Below are 18584 nucleotides of genomic sequence, written 5' to 3' on the forward strand. Positions count from 1 at the left end.
TCCCCGGCCGCTACAGGCCGGCGGCGGCCCTGATGTCGGAGCCGAGGGCGTCGAGGCGGCCCGCGGCGTTGATGCGCGCGGCCTGGACGCCGTCCTCGGCGCCGGCCTCGACCGGGACGACGACCTCGAGGTAGCACTTCACCTTCGGCTCGGTGCCGCTCGGGCGGACGATGACGCGGGCGCCGCCGGCGAGGTGGTAGCGCAGCCCGTCGGTCGGCGGGAGCTCGGCCGAGCCCGTGCTGAGGTCGTCGACGCCCAGCACGTCGAGGCCGCCGAGCGCGGTCGGCGGCTGGTCGCGCAGCCGGGCCATCGCGGCGGTGATGAGAGCCGGGTCGGCGACCCGCGCCGAGACCTGGCCGGTGGCGTGGAGCCCGTGCTCGCGGGCGATGTCGTCGAGGAGGTCGGTGAGCCCGCGACCCTCGGCCTTGAGGGCGGCGGCGAGCTCGCACAGCATCAGCAGGGCCGAGACGCCGTCCTTGTCGCGCACGTGGGCCGGGTCGACGCAGTAGCCGAGCGCCTCCTCGTAGCCGAAGGCCAGGCCCTCGACGCGGGCGATCCACTTGAAGCCGGTGAGGGTCTCCTCGTAGGGCTGGCCGGCGGCCCGGGCCTGCTTGCCCAGCAGCGAGGAGGACACGATGGAGGCGGCGTAGGTGCCGGTGGTGCCGCGCGCGATCAGGTGGTGGGCCAGCAGGGCGCCGACCTCGTCGCCGCGCAGCATCCGCCAGCCGCCGGGGCCGGGGACGGCGGCCGCGCACCGGTCGGCGTCCGGGTCGTTGGCGACCACCAGGTCGGCGCCGGTCCGCTCGGCGAGGGCGAGCGCGAGGTCCATCGCGCCCTCCTCCTCGGGGTTGGGGAAGCCGACCGTCGGGAAGTCGGGGTCGGGCTGCTCCTGCTGCTCGACGACGCGCGGCGCCGCGAAGCCCGCCGTCTCCAGCACCTGGAGCACCGACGTGGCCCCGACGCCGTGCAGCGGCGTGTAGACGATGTCGAGGTCGCGCGGGCCGTCGCCGGCGAGGCCGGCGACGGTGTCGAGGTAGTGGTCGACGATGTCCTCGCCGAGCACGGTGCCGGGGCCGCCGCGGGCGATGCTCGCGAGGGGGCCGACGGCCTCGATCCGGGCGGCGATGCCGGCGTCGGCGGGCGGCACGATCTGGCTGCCGTCGCCGAGGTAGACCTTGTAGCCGTTGTCCTGCGGCGGGTTGTGGCTCGCGGTGACCATGACCCCGGCGGCGCAGCCGAGCTCGCGGATCGCGAAGGCGAGGATCGGGGTCGGCAGCGGTCGCGGCAGCAGCCACGCGGTGAGGCCGGCGCCGGTCATCACCGCGGCGGTGTCGCGCGCGAACACGTCGGAGTTGTGGCGCGCGTCGTAGCCGATCACGACGGAGCGGTGGCCGCCGCCGGACGGGTCCTGGTCGACGAGGTAGGCCGCCAGCCCGGCCGCCGCGCGCTGGACGACGACCCGGTTCATCCGGTTCGGCCCGGCGCCGAGCGCACCGCGCAGCCCGGCGGTGCCGAACTCGAGGGTGCCGCGGAACCGGTCGGCGAGCTCGGCGCCGGCCTCGGCGTCGCCGCTCGCGGCGGCGGACACGACGGCCTCGAGCTCGGCGCGGGTGCGGTCGTCGGGGTCCTCCGACAGCCAGGCGCGGGCGCGGTCGAGGAGGACGTCGACGTCGGGACTCATGTGAGGAAAGGTAGCGCCATGGCTCCCGACGGCCCCGACCGCGAGCCCGTCGCGGCCTCGATCGCCGCGCTGGCCGAACGGATCGGCCGACCGGCGTTCACGGCGGTCTGCGTCGACCTGCTCGCGGGGGCGCCGCGCGAGCGGTACGTCGTCGAGCTGCGGGCGCTGACGGGGCACGGCTGGCAGCCCGGGGACGCCGTCCTCGACCGGGACAGGTGGCGCGACCACTGGGTCCGCACCTGGGGTGCGCGCGGGCTGCTGCACGTGTGGGACGACGCCGCGACCCCGGCGGTCGTGCGGGGTCTCGCCGACCAGCACCACCGGCCCGCCGAGATGTGCCTCAAGGTCGGCGCCCGCCACGACGTCGCCGGCACCGGGCCCGGCGCGGCCGCGCTGGCCGCCCACCCCCTGCCGCGGGTGCGGGTCCAGGCGGTGCGCTGCCTGGCCGTCACCGGCGACACCGAGCACGTCGCCGCGCTCGCCGCCCGCCTCGACGACGAGCACCCCGACGTCCGGCGGCAGGCGGCCCGGGCCCTCGAGACGCTGCGACGCCGCCTCGACCTCGACGCCTGAGCGCCGACCCGTCGCTGATCAGCGACGGGTCGGCGGGCATCACTCCTCGATCGAGCTCATGTCGCCGTAGCGGTCGCCGACGACGGCGTGGGCCGGGACCGCCTCGGCGATCCGGTCGAGCTCCTCGCCGGTGAGGACGACGTCCGCGGCGCCCACGTTCTCCTCCAGGTAGCGCACGCGCTTGGTGCCGGGGATCGGCGCGACGTCGTCGCCCTGCGCGAGCACCCAGGCCAGGGCGAGCTGGCCGGGCGTGCAGCCCTTCTCCGCAGCGATCTGCTTGACCTGCTCGACCAGGCGCAGGTTGGCCTCGAGCGCCTCGCCGTGCAGGCGGGGGAAGCGGCTGTTGCGCGAGTCGGAGGCCTCCAGCGAGCCCGCCGAGATCGCGCCGGTGAGCAGGCCGCGGCCCAGCGGCGAGTAGGGCACCAGGCCGATGCCGAGCTCGCGCAGCACCGGGAGGACCTGTGCCTCGAGGTCGCGGGTGAACAGCGAGTACTCGGACTGCAGCGCCGTGATCGGGTGGACGGCGTGCGCGCGCCGGATGGTGTCCGCGCCGGCCTCGGACAAGCCGAGGTGGGTGACCTTGCCGGCCTCGACGAGCTCCTTCATCGCCCCGACGGTCTCCTCGATCGGGACGGTCGGGTCGACGCGGTGCTGGTAGTAGAGGTCGATGTGGTCGACGCCGAGCCGCTGGAGCGAGGCGTCGCAGGCCGAGCGCACGTAGTCGGGGGAGCCGCTGATGCCGAGGAAGCCGCCGTCCTCGCCGCGGACGTTGCCGAACTTGGTGGCCAGCACGACGCCGTCACGGCCCTGGGCGCTGGAGGCGATGGCCTTGCCGACCAGGCGCTCGTTGGTGAAGGGGCCGTACATGTCGGCGGTGTCGAGGAAGGTGACGCCGAGGTCGAGCGCGCGGTGGATGGTGTCGAGGCCGCCCTGCTCGTCGGGGGTGCCGTAGAACTCCGACATGCCCATGCAGCCCAGGCCGAGGGCCGAGACGGTCAGGGAGGAGGTGGTGCCGAGGGTGCGTTGCTGGAGGGTCATGGACCCAGCCAACATCCTGGAGTGCGGTCCAGGTCAAGCGGCGCCGTCGGCACGCTCCAGGAGGTCGGTGTAGATGCCGATCTTGTGGTCGATGGCGCCCAGGTGCTCCTGCACCTCGGCGAGCTGGACCAGCACGGCGCGGCGGTGCTCCTGGAGCAGGGCGAGCCGCTCGGGCTCGTTGCCGGCGCCGGCGCGCACCAGGTCGGCGTAGCGCCGGACGTCGCGGATCGGCATCCCGGTCGAGCGGAGCCGGGTCACCAGCTCGACCCAGCGCAGGTCGGGTCCCTCGTAGCGCCGGTGCCCGCTGGTGGCGCGACGGACCGGGCGCAGGAGCAGCCCGTCCTTCTCGTAGTAGCGCAGCGTGTCGGGCGTCAGGCCGAGGTGCGCGGCGGCCTCGGCGATGCTCATTCCGCTGGCGGGGGCCGGGTCGGTGGCGGTGGCGGTGTCCATCCGCCCAGTAGACCCTGGAGCGGGCTCCAGGATCAAGCGGGTCACGGGTCGCGACGGATCCGACCGGCCTCCTCGGCGGCGGCGCGCTCCTTGGCCTCCTTCTTCTCGAGGTTCCGGGTGTCGCGGTGCGGCAGCAGGATGTCGTCCTCGGCCGGCTCGCCGCGCTGGAGCTCACGACCCCGCTCGAGCTCGGCGTCCAGCTCGGCGCCGAGCAGCAGGGCGAGGTTGGTCAGCCACAGCCACAGCAGGAACACCACGACGCCGGCGAGCGCGCCGTAGGTCTTGTCGTAGGAGGAGAAGTTGGCGACGTAGAGCCCGAACGCGGCGCTGGCCAGCACCCAGACCACGATGGCCAGGACGGCGCCGACGCTGGTCCAGCGGAAGCGGGGCGGGTGGACGTTGGGCGTGAAGTGGTAGAGCAGGGCCACGATCAGCACCACGACGGCCAGCAGCACCGGCCACTTGGCGATGTTCCAGACGGTCACGGCGGTGCCACCGAGGCCGATCGCGTCGCCGACCGCCTCGGCCGCCGGGCCGGTGAGGATCAGCGCGGCCAGCACGAGCGCGACGAGCACGACCAGGACGGCGGTCAGCAGGAGCATCGCGGGGCGGAGCTTCCAGATCGGGCGGCCCTCGCCCTTCTCGTAGATCCGGTTCATCGCCCGGCCGAACGCACCGACGTACCCGCTGGCCGACCACAGCGCGCCGGCGAGACCGAGCACGAAGCCGAGGCCCGCGGCCTGCGAGGTGGCGAGCTCGCGCAGGGTCGGGCCGATGGAGTCGACCACCCCACCGGCGCCGATGGTGCCCAGGATGTCGAGCACCTCGTCGACCGCGCTCGTGCCCTGCCCGACCAGGCCGAGCACGGAGGTCAGGGCGATCGCCGCCGGGAACAGGGCCAGGACGGCGTAGTAGGTGAGCGCGGCCGCGAGGTCGGTGCACTGGTCGTCGAGGAACTCGCTCAGCGTCTGGCGGGCGACGAACTTGCGGGTGCGGGGGGTGAGGTCGGTGGGGTCGTCGACGTCCTGGGGGTCGTCGGCGTCGTTGCTGCGGGTGTCCGTCATGGCCCCCGGTACCCACAACGGGCCGGTTCCGTGCAGCGGCCCCTCAGCGCCGGTAGGCGGGGAGCTGCCGGCCGAGCTCGGCGAAGAGCGCCTGGTTGAGGGTGAAGGCGACCTTGACCTCCTCCACGACGCGGCGCACGCCGGCCTCGTCGAGCCCGAGGCCGTCGAGCCGGGCCCGGTAGGCGTCCTTGTAGGGCTTCGGCTTCGCGATGGCCGGGAAGGCGTAGAAGTCGACGCCGCCGCCGTCGGTGAGGTCGAAGGAGCGGCTCAGGATCCGCCCGATCGCCTGGCCGCCCGAGAGGTCGCCGAGGTAGCGGGTGTAGTGGTGCGCCACCAGCGCGCCGCCCCAGCCCTCGGCGGCCTGCCGGCGCGCGGCCCGCAGCCGGTCCGCGTAGGCCTCGGCGGCGGGGGAGGCCGGCGCGCCGAGGTCGGCACCGCCCGGTGTCCGGGCGGTCCAGTAGGCCAGGTCGGCGTCGAGGGCGGCGAGCCGCTCGAGCGACGGGTCGTGCACCGCGGCGACCATCGGGTCGTCGGCGGTCGCGCGGACGGCGTCCTCCATCGCCTCGTAGGCGGTGCGCAGGCGCAGGAGGTAGTCGACGTAGCCGCGCTCGTTGAGCCGGCCGTCGAGCAGCTCGGCCATGAACGAGGAGCCCTCGGCGGCCTCGTGCTCGGTCCGGGAGCCGTCGCGCATCGCCGAGGCCAGGGACGGCGCGGTGGTGGTGGTGATGGTCATGGGGGTGTCGGTGCCCTGTCTGGTGGTCTCGGGTGGTGCGGGGGCGGTGCTGACGGGTCCGTGGGGCCGGGCGCGAGCCCGGCCCCACGGACCAGGATGGATCAGGCGACGGTGAAGCGGACCGTCTTCGTCGAACCGGTGATGTTGGCGGTCCCGGCGTAGGTCACGACGAGCTGGTGGGTGCCTCGCGCCTTCCTGCCGAGCCGGGGCACCGTCACGGTCACGACGCCGTTCGGCTTGAGCGTGCCCTGGGCGCGCCGGACGACCTTGCCGGCCCTGCGGACCTGGACGGTGACCTTGCCGGTCACCGTGGTGGTCGGGGAGGTGACGGCGACCCGCGCCTTGCCGGCCCGCTGCCGGCCCGGAGCCCGGTTCAGCGCGACGGCGCTCCTGCTGGTGGCCCGGGAGACCGTCAGCGAGCCGGCGGCCCGGGCGGCGAGCGAGTTCGGGTTGCCCTCGAACGAGGCCGTCAGCGCGTGGGCGCCGGCCGGGAGGACGCCGAGCGGGAAGGTCGCCGTGCCGGCGGTGAGCGGCGCGGTGCCCACCGTGGTGGTGCCGCGCCTCAGGGTGACGGTGTCGCCCTCGGCGGCACCCTCGTTGGCGACGGTGACGGTCGCGGTCGCGGCGCGGCCGTAGGTGACCGACGACGCCGCGACGGTGACCGCCGGGGCCGCCCGGGTGAAGGTGATCGGCGTGTAGGTCTCGAACGCCGCGTTGACCGCGCCGCTGCCCGGGTAGGTGTAGACGCCGTAGCCGACCAGGCTGGGGTCGGTCGCCACCGCGTCGATCGCGGCCTTGTCGACGGTGAGGGTGGTCGTGAACGTGCCGGCCGGGGTCAGCTCGACGGCGCCGGCGGCGGGACCGCCGACGGTGCCCATGTCGGCGGCCGGGACGGCCCACCTCTGGCTGGTGTTCTTGCGGGAGGCCGACGGCGCGCCCGCCGAGGGGCGCCAGGTCTCGGCGAACTTGCCGAAGACGACGTAGGTGCCGCCGGACCGGCCCGCCAGCGGCGGGCGGGTGCCGACGACGGCGCCCGGGTCGAAGTTCTCACCCTCGACGGTGACCTCGTAGCTGCCGTTCGGCAGCAGGTCGGTGTCGGAGACGGTGACCGAGGGAGCGGTGTTGAACCTCACCTGCAGCGGGTTCGCGACCTTGCGGGGGTCGGCCGCGCCGCCGGTGGAGTACCAGTACGGCCCCTGGCCGACGTCCTGCTGGAAGTCGACGAAGTCCTGGGGGAAGGAGCCCCAGCTGCTGCCCGTGACGGCCTGCGGCGACGACGTCGCGGGGGCGTCGTAGGCGACCTCGCGGTAGGTCGGGGTGGTGGTGACGCCGAGCGCGGTGACGTCGACGTCGGCCAGGGTGGCCACGGTGACCTCCTCCTCGGGCAGCGCCTGCCACTGGGTCGGGTCGTCCATGGACGTGGCGTAGCCGCCGACGGTCGCCGTGACCGTGCCGGTGCCGTCGGCCTCGACGCTCAGCTCGGGGTCGGAGAGGTGGAAGAACGTCATGCCGGAGTAGAAGAGCAGCGTCGCGTCGCCGTCCCAGGCCACGGACGCGGTGCCGGCCGCGGCGTCGACGGTGCCGGTGCCACCGGTGAACTTGAACCGGGTCTCGCCGCGCACGCCGGAGGTGTTGGCGTTGGCGCCCGCGGTGTTGGTGCGGGTCGACCCGAAGGTCGCGGGGGCGTAGGTGCCGTTGGCCTGGAGGTCCTCGACGGTCACGTTGCCGGCGGTGGCCGACCAGCCGGCGGCCGCGCCGTTGCTCCAGGTGGCACCGTCGTCGGCGGCCCTGAGCGTCATCCCGCCCGCCCCGGGGTCGCCGATCCTGCCGGCCGACATCAGGTTCCACGTGCCGGGCGCGAAGGCGCCGCTGGTGGACTCGTTGTTGAGGTCCCACGTGAAGGTGGCGTTCGTGACGTCGACCTCCGCTGCCCGGGCGGGCGTGGCCGTGGCGACGCTGCCGACGACGGCGAGGCCGGCGGCGGCGACGCCGAGCGAGGTCACGGCGCCGAGGACTCGCCTCGGTCGATGGGTCGTGCGGTTCATGCTGGTCCTTTCACGCGGTTGCTGAGCAGGGTGACTGCGGCTGCTGCGAGCAGCAGCGCGCTTCCGGCGAACCACGTCCAGTGGAGGCCGGAATGGGGGCCCGGTGCCGTCGCGGTGTCCGACGAGGCGTGGGCGTAGACGGTGGGCGCGGCGTGTGCCGGTCCCGGGGCGGAGGTCGCGGCGGCGGCGCTGCCGCCAGGACCGGTCAGGTCGGGGGGCGGGGTGCTCGCCGACGGCTGTGGGGGGAGTGCGGGGGCCGGCGGCCGGGCCGGCACCGAGGGGGACGGCGAGGGCGGCGGCGTCGGGTTGACCGGGGTCGTGGGGGACGCCGTCCCGCCGGGCTCCGGCGTCTCGGTGACCGGGTCGGTGGGCGGCTCGACGGGCGCGCCGGCCTCGTAGCTGACCGCGATCGGCTCCGGCACCTTGTGGGCGTCGGCGGAGCCGCCGCTGGAGTACCAGTACGCCGCCGAGCCGACGTCGCGCATGAACGCGAGGTACGAGGCGGGGAAGGCGCCCCAGGCGGGGCCGGTCCGCACCTGGGCGGGGTCGTCGCCCGTGCCGTCGTGGCGGACGCCGAGGTACCTCGGCGTCGCGACGAAGCCGCCCGCCCGCCCCAGGTCGACCCGCGGCAGGTTCGCCAGGTCGACCTGCCGCGGCGGGACCGGCCGCCAGATGCTCTGGTCCTCCATCGAGGAGGCGTAGCCGGCGAGGGTGGCGCGCAGGGTGGCGCCGGTGCGGGTCACGGTCAGGACCGGGTCGCTGACGGTGAAGAACGTCATCCCGGAGTAGTAGACGACCGAGAACGAGCCCCTCCAGGTGATCGTGGCCGTCCCGGCGTCGGCGTCGACCTGCCCCGTGCCGCCGTCGAGCACGACCTGGTGGCCGGAGAACGGCCCGTTGGTGCCGGACATCGTGGTGCCGGCGACGGTGGTCGACAGCCCGGGCCAGGTGGCGGTGGCGAAGCCGCCGTCGGGCCGCTGCTTCTCGATCCGGACGTCGCCCGCGGTGGCCTGCCACGCGCGGGTGCCGGTGCCGCGCCAGGCGCCGTCGACGATCGTCTGTCCGCCCCTGCCGGGGTCGGGGACCTTGCCGGCCGAGAGGAAGTTGACGGTGCCGGGGGCGAAGGCGCGGTTGTTGGTCTCGTCGTTGACGGCCCAGCGCAGCTGCGCGTCGTCGACCTCGAAGGCGCCGGTCTGCGGGGTCGCCGGGCTGGTGGTCGCCGGCGGGTCGGTCGGGTCGGCTGTCGTGCTTGCCGTGTCGGTCGGGCTGCTGGAGGGGGCGGCGGCCGGGGCGCCCGGGGCGCCGGCGGCGGCGGTGGCGGCGACCAGGGCCAGCGGGAGGCCGAGGACGACGACGCCCGTCAGGAGCGCGGCGACGACGGCGTGCCGGGCCCGGGCCCGGACGTCGTGCGCGGCGCTCACGCCGGCACCTGCGCGGGGCGGCGCCGCACCCGACCGAGCACGAGGCCGCCGACGGCGAGCAGCAGGACCGCGCCGGCGACGCCGAGGAAGACCCACCCGGCGGGCTGGCCGTCGTCGCGGGTGCTCGCTGCCTCGGTGGCGACCGGCTCGGTGGCGGCGGCCGTCCCGGCCGTGCCGCCCGCGCCGACGGGGAAGCGCTGGGCGACCTCGGTGCCCGACGCGGCACCGGACAGGCGGAGCTCGTGGGTGCCGACGCCGAGGTCGACCGGCAGCTGCAGGACGCCGGCGACCTCGCCGGAGGCCCCGGCCTGCATCGGCCCGATGGCCGCGATCCCGTCGTCGAGGACGGCGACGACCTGCTCCCCGGGTCGGAAGCCCTGCCCGGAGAAGGCCATCGCCCGGCCCTGGACGGCGGTGGCCCGGTCGACCAGGACGGCCGCGACGCGGGCGGCCGCCGGGCGCCGGCCGGCCTGACGGGTCCCGGTCGCACCGGCCGCGGTGCCGGACCCGGCGGTGCCCGCGCCGGTGCCGGTGTCGGTGCCGCCGGTGCCGTCGGTCGAGCCGCCGGTGGCCCCGGGGTCCGGGTCGGCGGTCGGCGCCTGGTCGTAGACGTCGCCGAAGTCGACGGGCGTGAACGACTCGTTCGCGGGGTTCTTGACGCCGTGCGCCCCGATGGTGATGACGCCGCACTGCACGCGACGGCAGTCGACCTGCGCGACGGCGCCGCTGCGGTCGACGCTCTGGAAGACCGGCCCGGGGATGGTGATGTCGACGGTGAACGAGCCGTCGGCCGCCAGCACCGCGCTGGCCTCGGACGCCGTCGAGCTGCCCGGGAACGCCACGAAGCTGAGGTAGCCCTTGTTGTCGGCGGCGTCCTCGGCGTCGGGGATGTACTGGTAGTCCTGGCCGGTCAGGCCGCCGTTCGAGGGCCGCCAGCCGCCGCCGCGGGCGTCGCGGACCCAGCCGAACATGACGTAGACGCCGCCGAAGCCGCCCTCGACGACCCTGGAAGCCGGCACCGCGCAGGGTGAGCCTCGTCTGGTAGGTCGCGTCGGCCTGCGAGCCGCCGCGGTCGTTGGTCACGGTGACGCGGGAGTCGGCGTGCGCCGGGGCCGGGGCCAGGACGCCGCCGCCGAGCAGCAGTCCGGCGAGGGCGAGCGCGGCCGTGGTCAGGTGCTTCACGGGGTCTCCTCGAGGGGTGCGGTGCGGGCCGCCGAGCGGTCGGCCAGCACGAGCAGCTCGCCGGTGACGGGGTGGGGCAGGACGTCGACGGGGTAGCGGTAGACCTCGCTCAGCAGTGGCGCCCGCAGGACGTCGGCGGGCGTGCCCTCGGCGGCGACGCGGCCCCGGTCGAGCAGCACCACCCGGTCCGACCAGGCCGCGGCCAGGCTCAGGTCGTGCAGGACGACGACCACGGCGGCGCCGGCGTCGGCCTGCGCCCGCGCGCGGGCCAGCACCGTCTCCTGGTGCCCGAGGTCGAGCGCCGCGGTGGGCTCGTCGAGCAGCAGCACGCCGGTGCGCTGGGCCAGGACCCGGGCGAAGGACACCCGGCCCTTCTCGCCGCCCGAGAGCACGCCGAACGGGCGGGCCGCGAGGTGGGTGACGTCGGCGACGCCCATCGCCTCGGCGACGGCCAGGTCGTCGTCGTCCTCCTCCGGGCGGCCGCGCCACGGCGACCGGCCCATCCGGACGACGTCCTCGACGGGGAACGGGAACGACACGTGGTGCTCCTGCGCGAGCACCGCGCGCTGGCGGGCCAGGTCGCGCAGCCGCCACTCCCCGAGCGGGCGCCCGAGCACCTCGACCGTGCCGTCGGTGGTGCCGACGTCGCCGGTGAGGACGCCGAGCAGGGTCGACTTGCCGGCGCCGTTCGGGCCCACGAGCGCGAGCACCGCGCCGTGCCGGACGTCGAGGTCGACCGCCTCGAGGACGGTGGTGGCGCCGTACCGGACGGTGACGCCGCGGGCCCGGAGGGCGGTCGTGCCGCGTGGGGTCGGAGCCGGGGAACGGCGTGGGGTGTCCAGCCGTGGGGTGCTCATGCCCACCCGCCGGCGGTCCTGCGGGTGCGGCGGAGCAGCCAGAAGAAGAACGGTCCGCCGACGATCGAGGTGAGCATGCCCAGCGGCAGGTCGGCGTTGGCCACGAACGAGCGGGCGGTGGTGTCGGCCACGACGAGCACGAGCGCGCCGGCGAGCATGGAGGCGGGGATCAGGACGCGGTGGCCGGGGCCGGTGACCATCCGCACCAGGTGCGGGACGACGAGGCCGACGAAGGCGACGATCCCGCAGAAGCTGACCGCGGCGGCGGTGAGCAGCGCGACGACCACGATGAGGAAGATCCGCAGCCGCTCGACGTCGACGCCGAGGTGCCGGGCCGGGCGCTCGCCGAGCGCGAGCAGGTCGAGGGAGCGGGCGCAGAGGAGGGCGACGAGGATGCCGACCAGCGCGAGCGGGGCCACCACGGCCACGTAGGGCCAGCGGCTGCCGTTGAGGCTGCCGAGCTGCCAGAAGACGATCTGCTCGCGGGCCTGGGTGTCGCCGACGAAGAGCAGGAACGCCAGGGCGGCGCCCGCGACGGCGTTGACCGCGATCCCGGTCAGCACCAGGGTGACGACCTCGGTGCGACCGTCGGCGCGGGAGAGGGCGTAGACGGCCAGGGTGGTGACCAGGCCGCCGACGAAGGCGCAGGCGGCGACGGTCCAGTCGCCGGCGAAGGTCCACGAGAACGCGATCGAGGCGGCCGCCGCGACCGCCGCGCCCGCCGAGACCCCGACGACGCTCGGCTCGGCCAACGGGTTGCCGAAGACGCCCTGCATGAGGGCCCCGGCGACGCCGAGGGCGGCGCCGACGACGATCGCCATGGTCACCCGCGGGAACCGGACGGCCCACAGCGTGTCGTCGCCGCGCGGGTGGGTGGGCATCGGTCCGAGGTCGAGGCCGAGCCGGTGCAGGAACGAGCCGAGGACCTCGTCGAACGGGATCGCGAGCTGGCCCGAGCCGGCCGCGGCGAGGCCGGCGACGACGACGCCCACGGTGAGCCCGACGAGGAGGAGGGCCGACCGGGCCCGGCGGCGGGGGCCCGGCTGCGGGTGCGGGTCCTGCGCGACGGCGCGGGGCGCGGCCGCCTGGGCGGGGACGGTCTGGGTCACGGTGGCGGCCTAGAGCGCGTCGGGTGCGTAGAGCGCGACCGCGAGGGCGTTGAGGACGTCGGCGGTGCGCGGACCGAAGCTGAGCACCTGGTCGTCGTCCATCGCGATGATCCGCTCGTGCTCGCCGGCCGGGGTGTTGGCGAGGGCGGGGAAGCGCTCGAGCAGCCCGTCGGCACCGCCGACCGAGTCGAGTCCCTTCGTCATCATCAGCAGCACGTCGGGCGCCGCGTCGATCAGCGCCTCGTCGGTGACCGGCTTCATGCCGCTCCAGTCGATCTCCTCGGCCACGTCGTAGCCGCCGGCGGCGGAGATGAGCGAGTCGGCGCCGGAGCCCTCGCCGAACATGTAGTAGACGCCGGCCTGGCCGCGGACGTAGAGGAAGACGGTGCGCAGCTTGCCGGTGACGTCCTGTGGCGCGACCTCGGCGATCGCGGCGGTGGTGTCGGCGGCCTCCTGCTCGAGCCGGTCGCCGAGCCGCCTGCCGGCCTCCGGGACGCCGAGGGAGTCGGCGACGAGCCGGGTGAGCGAGGCGATGTTGTCGAGGCCGCGGTGGGAGTCGGTGACCACGACCGGGATGCCGGCGTCCTCGAGCTGGAGGACGACGTCCCACGGGCCGAGCGAGGTGTCGGTGAGGACGACGGTCGGGTCGAGCGCCAGGATCGCCTCGGCGTTGAGCTCGTGCCCGTTCTGGGTGACCAGCGGGCGGTCGGCGATCTCGGGGAACTGCGCGGAGACGTCGCGGCCGACGACGTTGTCGCCGAGGCCGAGCTCGAAGACGGTGTGGGCCAGCGTGCCGTAGATGTCGAGCGCCAGGATCCGGCTGACGTCGTCCACGACGACCTCGTCGCCCTGCGCGTCGGTGACCGTCGCGGGAAGCCGCGGCGCGGGGGAGTCCTCGACCGGGTCGATGACCGGGTCCGGCAGGTCGACCTCGACGACGCCGTCCCACGCGCGCGGGTCCGCCAGCGGCGTCACCTCACCCAGCCTCGGGACGCTGGTCCCGGCCCCCCGGTCGTCGTCGCCGGCGGCGGGGTCGACGACCGGGCCGCAGCCGGCCAGGACGAGCAGGGCGGTCGCTGCGGTGGCGATCGGGAGGCGGAGCATGCGCGACGTCATTTCTCGAGGAAGGGTTACCTAAGTGAGGCAAGGGTAACCTTAAAAAGGGTTGCCTTACCTAACTGGGTGCTCCGTGGACGAAAAAGTGGCCCGCCCCGGCCGGGGCCGGGGCGGGTCGGGTCGTGGCGTGGGTCAGATGCGGGGGACGATCCGTCCGAGCAGGTCGCCCATGCGGGAGGCGGCGGCGCGGCCCGCCTCGAGGACCTCGGCGTGGTCGAGGGGCTCGCCGCTGATGCCGGCGGCCAGGTTGGTGACCAGGCTGATGCCGAGCACCTCCATGCCCGCCTCGCGGGCCGCGATCGCCTCGAGCGTGGTACTCATGCCGACCAGGTGGCCGCCCATGATGCCGGCCATCCTGACCTCGGCCGGCGTCTCGTAGTGCGGCCCGGGGAACTGGACGTAGACCCCCTCGTCGAGCGAGGGGTCGACGTCCTGGCACATGGCGCGCAGCCGGGGGGAGTACAGGTCGGTGAGGTCGACGAAGGTCGCGCCCTCCAGCGGCGAGCGGCCGGTGAGGTTGATGTGGTCGCTGATGAGCACCGGCGTGCCCGGCGTCCAGCTCTCCTTGAGGCCACCGCAGCCGTTGGTCAGCACGATCGCGCGGCAGCCGGCGGCGGCCGCGGTCCGGACGCCGTGCACGACCGCGGCGACGCCCTTGCCCTCGTAGTAGTGGGTGCGGCTGAGGAAGACCAGCAGGTTGGTGTCGCCGGAGCGCACCGAGCGGATCTTGCCGCTGTGCCCGGCCACGGCGGCCGCGGAGAAGCCGGGCAGGTCGGTCGTGTCGATCTCCGCGGTCGCCTCGCCGAGCGCGTCGACCGCCGGCAGCCAGCCGCTCCCGAGGACGAGCGCGACGTCGTGGCTCTCGACGCCGGTCAGCTCGGCGAGCCGGGCGGCGGCGGCGCGGGCGAGGTCGGCGGGACTGGGCGTGGTGGCGGCGTTCGTGTCGGTCACGGGCGCGACTCTAGTGCGGCGCCCGCACCCGATGCCGCACCCGATCCCGCACCCGATCCCGGGCCCGCGTTTTCCTGCGGCCCGGGCCGGGCAGGGTGCGGAGGTGGACCCCGAGACGACCTACGCCGAGCTCACCTCGGGCGACGCCGGGGTCGTCGAGCAGGTGGGCGCCGACGCCCAGGACCTGTCGCGCTCGGTGGACGCCGACGCCCGCGCGATCGTCGACGCCGTCTCGCGCCCGGTCTGGGCGGGCGCCGCCGCCAAGGACTCCTTCGAGACCGAGGGCCTGGTGGCCTACCTCGCCGCCGCGATGGCGGCCTTCCGTCTCTACCGGGCCGGTGAGGTGCTCGAGGTGGTCGCCGCCGACTACCGCGCGACGTGCCGCTCGGCCGACCACGCGATCGGGATCTGGCGGGGGCGGCCCGGGGGACCGGGTGCCGTGCTCACCGACCCGCTCTACGAGGCCGTCGTCCTGGGGGCGCTGCGGGTGGCCGAGTCCTACTGGGAGACGTCGCTCCTCGCCGGGACGGCGGCCCTGGAGACGGTCGAGGCGGAGATCGAGGAGTGGGTGGCGCGCGGCGCCGTCCTCGACTACGTGTTCTACGTCGACAACGACGCCCTCCCGGGCCCGCGCATCCCCGACTCCGGGATCAACGGGGTGCCGGGCGGGTGGACCCAGCAGGGTCTGGCCTACGACCCCGGCACCGACCGCTACTACGTCTCGTCCTACGACGAGGACGGCGGGGCCCAGGTCACCACGATCGACGCCGGCACGGGTGCGCCCGGCGCGTCGGTCCCGCTCGCCGGTCCGGGCGGGTCGGCGCCGCCGAACCACGTGGGCGGGATCGTCGTGCAGGGCGACCAGGTGCTGGTGACCTCGACCGAGGGTGACCACAGCTACGTCTACGTCTACGACCGCGCCGCGTTCGAGGCCGGCGACGGGCAGCCCGTGAACGCCCTGGACCGGATCGAGGCGCCCGCGTCGTCGTACGCCACGATCGGCCCGGACGGCTCGCTGTACCTCGGCGACTGGGACGGCAACGAGCTCCACCAGGTCGCGCTGGTCAACGGCGAGTACCAGACCGTCGAGTCGTGGAACACGCCCGCGGGCTCGAACGGCGTCGTGGTGCAGCCCGGCGGGGTCTTCACCTTCGGGGTCCAGACGGGTCGCGACGAGCGCGGCCAGCTCGTCACCGTCGACTCCGGGGGCGACGGCGGGAACAGCCCGGCGGACCTCGACGGCGCCACGACGATCGACGTCGGCAACATGGTCCAGAACCTCGTGGTCGTCGACGGACGGGTCGTCAGCATCACCGAGGCCGGGGCGACGCAGTACGGGCCCGGAGACCCGGGCTCCACCAACCCCGGCGCGCTGTGGGGGCAGACGCACCTCAGCGAGCTCGTCAACGGCGGCGCCGGCTACGACGTCGAGCCCCGCACCTTGACCGAGGCCGCGCAGGCGCTCTCCGCGGCCCAGGCGGGGATCTCCGACGAGGTCGGCCGGATCGCGGGCCTGCACCTGCCGAGCGCCGTCCTCGGTGACGTCCCGGGCGCCCCCTCCTTCGCCAGCGGGGCGACGGCCTACCTCGACCTGACCTCGTCGCGGCTGCTCACCTCCGCCGACTCGATCGACGTGTCGGTCACGGGGCTGCTCGCCGCCCGGACGCTCTACGAGGAGACCGACACCGCCGCCGCCGCGGAGGCCCTGACCATCGTCGAGCGGATGGTCTGACCCCCGCGTCCGGGCCCTCAGCGCAGGGCGAGGCACCCCGACGTCGGCGAGTCGAACGGGAGGCCGGCGTCTGAGGCGATCTGGCGGTCGAGGTTGGCCGCGACGTCCTCGGGCCAGGGCGCGGTCTTGCGGGTCTCCATCTCGATGTGGAGGAAGACCTCCTCCATCACGTAGCTGACCCGCTGGTGGGTGTCGTCGAGCAGGTACACCAGCACGTGCGCCGCCCGCTCGGACCGCCCGAGCAGCCGCACCCGCGCCGACATCGTGTCGCCGGTGCGCAGCTCGGCGAGGTAGGTGCAGTGGTGCTCGGCCGAGAAGCACGCGTGACCGGCCGTGATCGGCCACGTCTGGGGGATGCCGAGCGACACGAGCGACTCGTCGAGGCCCTCGCTGGCGATCCCGATGTAGTGACGGACGTTGAGGTGGCCGTTGATGTCCTCGAACGGCATCGGCACGGGCTGCACGGCGTAGGCCGGCAGGGCCGAGAGCTGCTCGTAGGTCGGTTGGGTGCTCATCGGCCGGACACTACTGCGTGCCGCGCCCAGGGGCACCTGCTGCGGCACCCGCTGCCGGAGCCCGCTGCCGGAGCCCGGGGCGGGTGCGTCCCTACAGCCCGGTCGACCGGCAGGGGCGCCGGCGCAGGGCGCCCACGTAGTCGGCGGGGGCGTCGGCCGCCTCGGCGGCGTCGGCGAGGACCCCCAGGGTGACCGCGGAGGGCAGGCCGCCCTCGTAGGCGTCGAGGACGTAGGTCCAGACGACGAGCTCACCGGTCATCGTCGCGACCCGCACCTTGGTCTTGCGGTAGAGACCGGAGTCGGCCTGCTCCCAGCCGTCGAGGGCGTCCTCGTCGGTCGGGACGACGTCGTACACGGCGACGAAGACCTGCTCGAAGGGATCCTGCACCAGGGTCGGGAGGGCGCCGTCCCACCCGTGCTCCTCGCCGCCGAAGGTCAGCCGCCAGCCCGTCAGCCAGCCGGTCGTCTGGAGCGGCGAGTGCGGGCAGCGCTCGCTCATCCGGGCGGGGTCGAGGTTGCTCCCGTAGGCGGCGTAGAGCGTCATCGGCGGGCCTGGGGCGGTGCGGGCGCGGCGAGCGGCGTCAGGGGGGCGAGCATCACGGAGAGCACAGTAATGCCCGAGGCGGAGGCGTCCCGCCACGCGGACTAGGCTGCACTCGTGAGCCACTTCGATGTCCTCGTCCTCGGTGCCGGCCCCGGTGGGTACGTCGCCGCGATCCGCGCAGCCCAGCTCGGCAAGTCCGTTGCCGTGGTGGAGGAGAAGTACTGGGGCGGTGTCTGCCTCAACGTCGGCTGCATCCCCTCCAAGGCGCTGCTCAAGAACGCCGAGCTGTCGCACGTCCTGACGCACGAGAAGGCGAAGTTCGGCATCGAGGGCGACGCCACGATGTCGTTCGGCCCGACCCACAAGCGCAGCCGCCAGGTCTCCGCGGGCATCGTCAAGGGCGTCCACTTCCTCATGAAGAAGAACAAGATCACCGAGATCGACGGCTGGGGCACCCTCACCGGCCCGACCTCGGTCGACGTCAAGGGCAAGGACGGCGAGACCACCAGCCACACCTGCGACGACCTGATCATCGCCTCGGGCGCGAAGGTGCGCCTGGTCCCCGGCGTCACCCTCAGCGACAACGTGGTGACCTACGAGGAGCAGATCCTCGACGAGAACCTCCCCGGCTCGATCATCATCGGCGGCTCCGGCGCGATCGGTGTGGAGTTCGCCTACGTCATGAAGAACTTCGGCGTCGACGTCACCATCGTCGAGTTCGTCGACCGGATGGTCCCCACCGAGGACGCCGACGTGTCCAAGGAGCTCGCCAAGCACTACAAGAAGCTCGGCGTGAAGGTGCTCACCTCGACCGCCGTCAAGGGCGTCGAGGACACCGGCTCCGGCGTCCGGGTCACCGTCGCCCCCGCCGGCGGTGGCGACGAGCAGGTGCTCGAGGCCGACAAGTTCCTCGCCGCGTTCGGGTTCGCGCCGCGGGTCGACGGCTACGGGCTCGAGGCCGCCGGCGTGCAGGTCACCGAGCGTGGCGCGATCGAGGTCGACGGCCGCGGCCGCACCAACGTCGAGCACGTCTACGCCATCGGCGACGTCACCGGCAAGATGATGCTCGCCCACGCCGCCGAGGCGATGGGCATCGTCGCGGCCGAGACCATCGCCGGCGCCGAGACCATGGAGATCGACTTCGACATGATCCCGCGCGCCACCTACTGCCAGCCGCAGATCGGCTCCTTCGGCTACTCCGAGCAGCAGGCCAAGGACAAGGGCTACGACGTCAAGACCGCGACGTTCCCGTTCTCGGCCAACGGCAAGGCCCAGGGTCTCGGCGACACCGCCGGTTTCGTGAAGATCGTCGCGGACGCCGAGCACAACGAGATCATCGGCGCCCACCTCATCGGCCCCGACGTCACCGAGCTGCTGCCCGTGCTGACCCTGGCCCAGCGGTGGGACCTCACCGCCGACGAGGTCGCCCGCAACGTCTTCGCCCACCCGACCCTCGGCGAGTCCGTGAAGGAAGCCGTGCACGGCATCGCCGGCCACATGATCAACTTCTAGTCCGGTCGCGGACCGGACTGCTCCGTGCGCCTTGTGGTCGACGGGCACGTCGGGCCACCCA

17 protein-coding genes are annotated in these 18584 nt (G+C 74.5%); 3 read left to right on the forward strand and 14 right to left on the reverse strand.

The window, feature by feature from the left end; genetic code table 11:
• Positions 1-10: 10 nt before the first annotated feature.
• The gene (locus tag FE634_RS06655; protein ID WP_148240451.1) at positions 11-1681 is read right to left on the reverse strand and encodes a phospho-sugar mutase; all 1671 of its coding nucleotides are present in this window, start codon (positions 1679-1681) and stop codon (positions 11-13) included.
• A gap of 18 nt (positions 1682-1699) precedes the next feature.
• On the opposite strand from FE634_RS06655, the gene FE634_RS06660 reads away from it, so the two are divergent.
• Positions 1700-2254 carry a HEAT repeat domain-containing protein gene (locus FE634_RS06660; protein WP_138875424.1) on the forward strand — a complete coding sequence of 185 codons (555 nt, stop codon included), beginning with the start codon at positions 1700-1702 and terminating at the stop codon, positions 2252-2254.
• Positions 2255-2293: 39 nt separating this feature from the next.
• Here FE634_RS06660 and FE634_RS06665 read toward each other — a convergent pair whose 3' ends face one another.
• From FE634_RS06665 to FE634_RS06715, 11 genes are all read right to left on the reverse strand, one after another.
• Entirely contained in the window at positions 2294-3292 is a 999-nt protein-coding gene (locus tag FE634_RS06665) for an aldo/keto reductase (protein ID WP_148240452.1), read from the reverse strand.
• Between the two features lie 33 nt (positions 3293-3325).
• Positions 3326-3742, reverse strand: coding sequence for a MerR family transcriptional regulator (locus FE634_RS06670; protein WP_187366843.1), 417 nt, complete (start codon positions 3740-3742; stop codon positions 3326-3328).
• 41 nt (positions 3743-3783) lie between these two features.
• Positions 3784-4806 (reverse strand): YihY/virulence factor BrkB family protein, encoded by a 1023-nt coding sequence (locus FE634_RS06675; protein WP_137293226.1) that lies wholly within the window; start codon positions 4804-4806, stop codon positions 3784-3786.
• A 43-nt stretch (positions 4807-4849) separates the two neighbouring features.
• Positions 4850-5539, reverse strand: coding sequence for a biliverdin-producing heme oxygenase (locus FE634_RS06680; protein WP_148240453.1), 690 nt, complete (start codon positions 5537-5539; stop codon positions 4850-4852).
• Positions 5540-5640: 101 nt separating this feature from the next.
• Positions 5641-7584, reverse strand: coding sequence for an Ig-like domain-containing protein (locus tag FE634_RS06685; protein WP_148240454.1), 1944 nt, complete (start codon positions 7582-7584; stop codon positions 5641-5643).
• Positions 7581-9005 (reverse strand): hypothetical protein, encoded by a 1425-nt coding sequence (locus FE634_RS06690; RefSeq protein WP_148240455.1) that lies wholly within the window; start codon positions 9003-9005, stop codon positions 7581-7583. Before FE634_RS06690 ends, FE634_RS06685 begins: the two co-directional genes overlap by 4 nt.
• Positions 9002-10024 carry a hypothetical protein gene (locus FE634_RS06695; protein ID WP_148240456.1) on the reverse strand — a complete coding sequence of 341 codons (1023 nt, stop codon included), beginning with the start codon at positions 10022-10024 and terminating at the stop codon, positions 9002-9004. Before FE634_RS06695 ends, FE634_RS06690 begins: the two co-directional genes overlap by 4 nt.
• Positions 10025-10183: 159 nt before the next feature.
• Positions 10184-11044 carry a heme ABC transporter ATP-binding protein gene (locus tag FE634_RS06700; protein WP_138875430.1) on the reverse strand — a complete coding sequence of 287 codons (861 nt, stop codon included), beginning with the start codon at positions 11042-11044 and terminating at the stop codon, positions 10184-10186.
• The gene (locus tag FE634_RS06705) at positions 11041-12153 is read right to left on the reverse strand and encodes a FecCD family ABC transporter permease (protein WP_137293232.1); all 1113 of its coding nucleotides are present in this window, start codon (positions 12151-12153) and stop codon (positions 11041-11043) included. The genes FE634_RS06700 and FE634_RS06705 overlap by 4 nt, the downstream gene beginning before the upstream one ends.
• 9 nt (positions 12154-12162) lie before the next feature.
• On the reverse strand, positions 12163-13257 hold the full coding sequence (locus tag FE634_RS06710) for a heme/hemin ABC transporter substrate-binding protein (protein WP_138875431.1): 1095 nt from the start codon (positions 13255-13257) through the stop codon (positions 12163-12165).
• 144 nt (positions 13258-13401) lie between these two features.
• The gene (locus tag FE634_RS06715) at positions 13402-14220 is read right to left on the reverse strand and encodes a purine-nucleoside phosphorylase (protein WP_148240457.1); all 819 of its coding nucleotides are present in this window, start codon (positions 14218-14220) and stop codon (positions 13402-13404) included.
• A gap of 103 nt (positions 14221-14323) precedes the next feature.
• Here FE634_RS06715 and FE634_RS06720 point away from each other — a divergent pair, with 103 nt between their 5' ends.
• The gene (locus tag FE634_RS06720) at positions 14324-15952 is read left to right on the forward strand and encodes an NHL repeat-containing protein (RefSeq protein ID WP_138875432.1); all 1629 of its coding nucleotides are present in this window, start codon (positions 14324-14326) and stop codon (positions 15950-15952) included.
• Between the two features lie 17 nt (positions 15953-15969).
• On the opposite strand, the gene FE634_RS06725 is transcribed toward FE634_RS06720, so the two are convergent.
• Complete coding sequence (locus FE634_RS06725) at positions 15970-16467, reverse strand: thioesterase family protein (protein WP_138875433.1); 498 nt, start codon at positions 16465-16467, stop codon at positions 15970-15972.
• 91 nt (positions 16468-16558) lie between these two features.
• Positions 16559-17011, reverse strand: a complete 453-nt coding sequence (locus tag FE634_RS06730; RefSeq protein WP_137293237.1) for a gamma-glutamylcyclotransferase family protein — start codon at positions 17009-17011, stop codon at positions 16559-16561.
• Between the two features lie 114 nt (positions 17012-17125).
• Here FE634_RS06730 and lpdA point away from each other — a divergent pair, with 114 nt between their 5' ends.
• Positions 17126-18523, forward strand: a complete 1398-nt coding sequence (gene lpdA / locus FE634_RS06735) for a dihydrolipoyl dehydrogenase (protein ID WP_137293238.1) — start codon at positions 17126-17128, stop codon at positions 18521-18523.
• Positions 18524-18584 lie beyond the last annotated feature (61 nt).

The organism is Nocardioides sp. S-1144 (genome assembly GCF_005954645.2).
Lineage (GTDB): Bacteria > Actinomycetota > Actinomycetes > Propionibacteriales > Nocardioidaceae > Nocardioides > Nocardioides dongxiaopingii.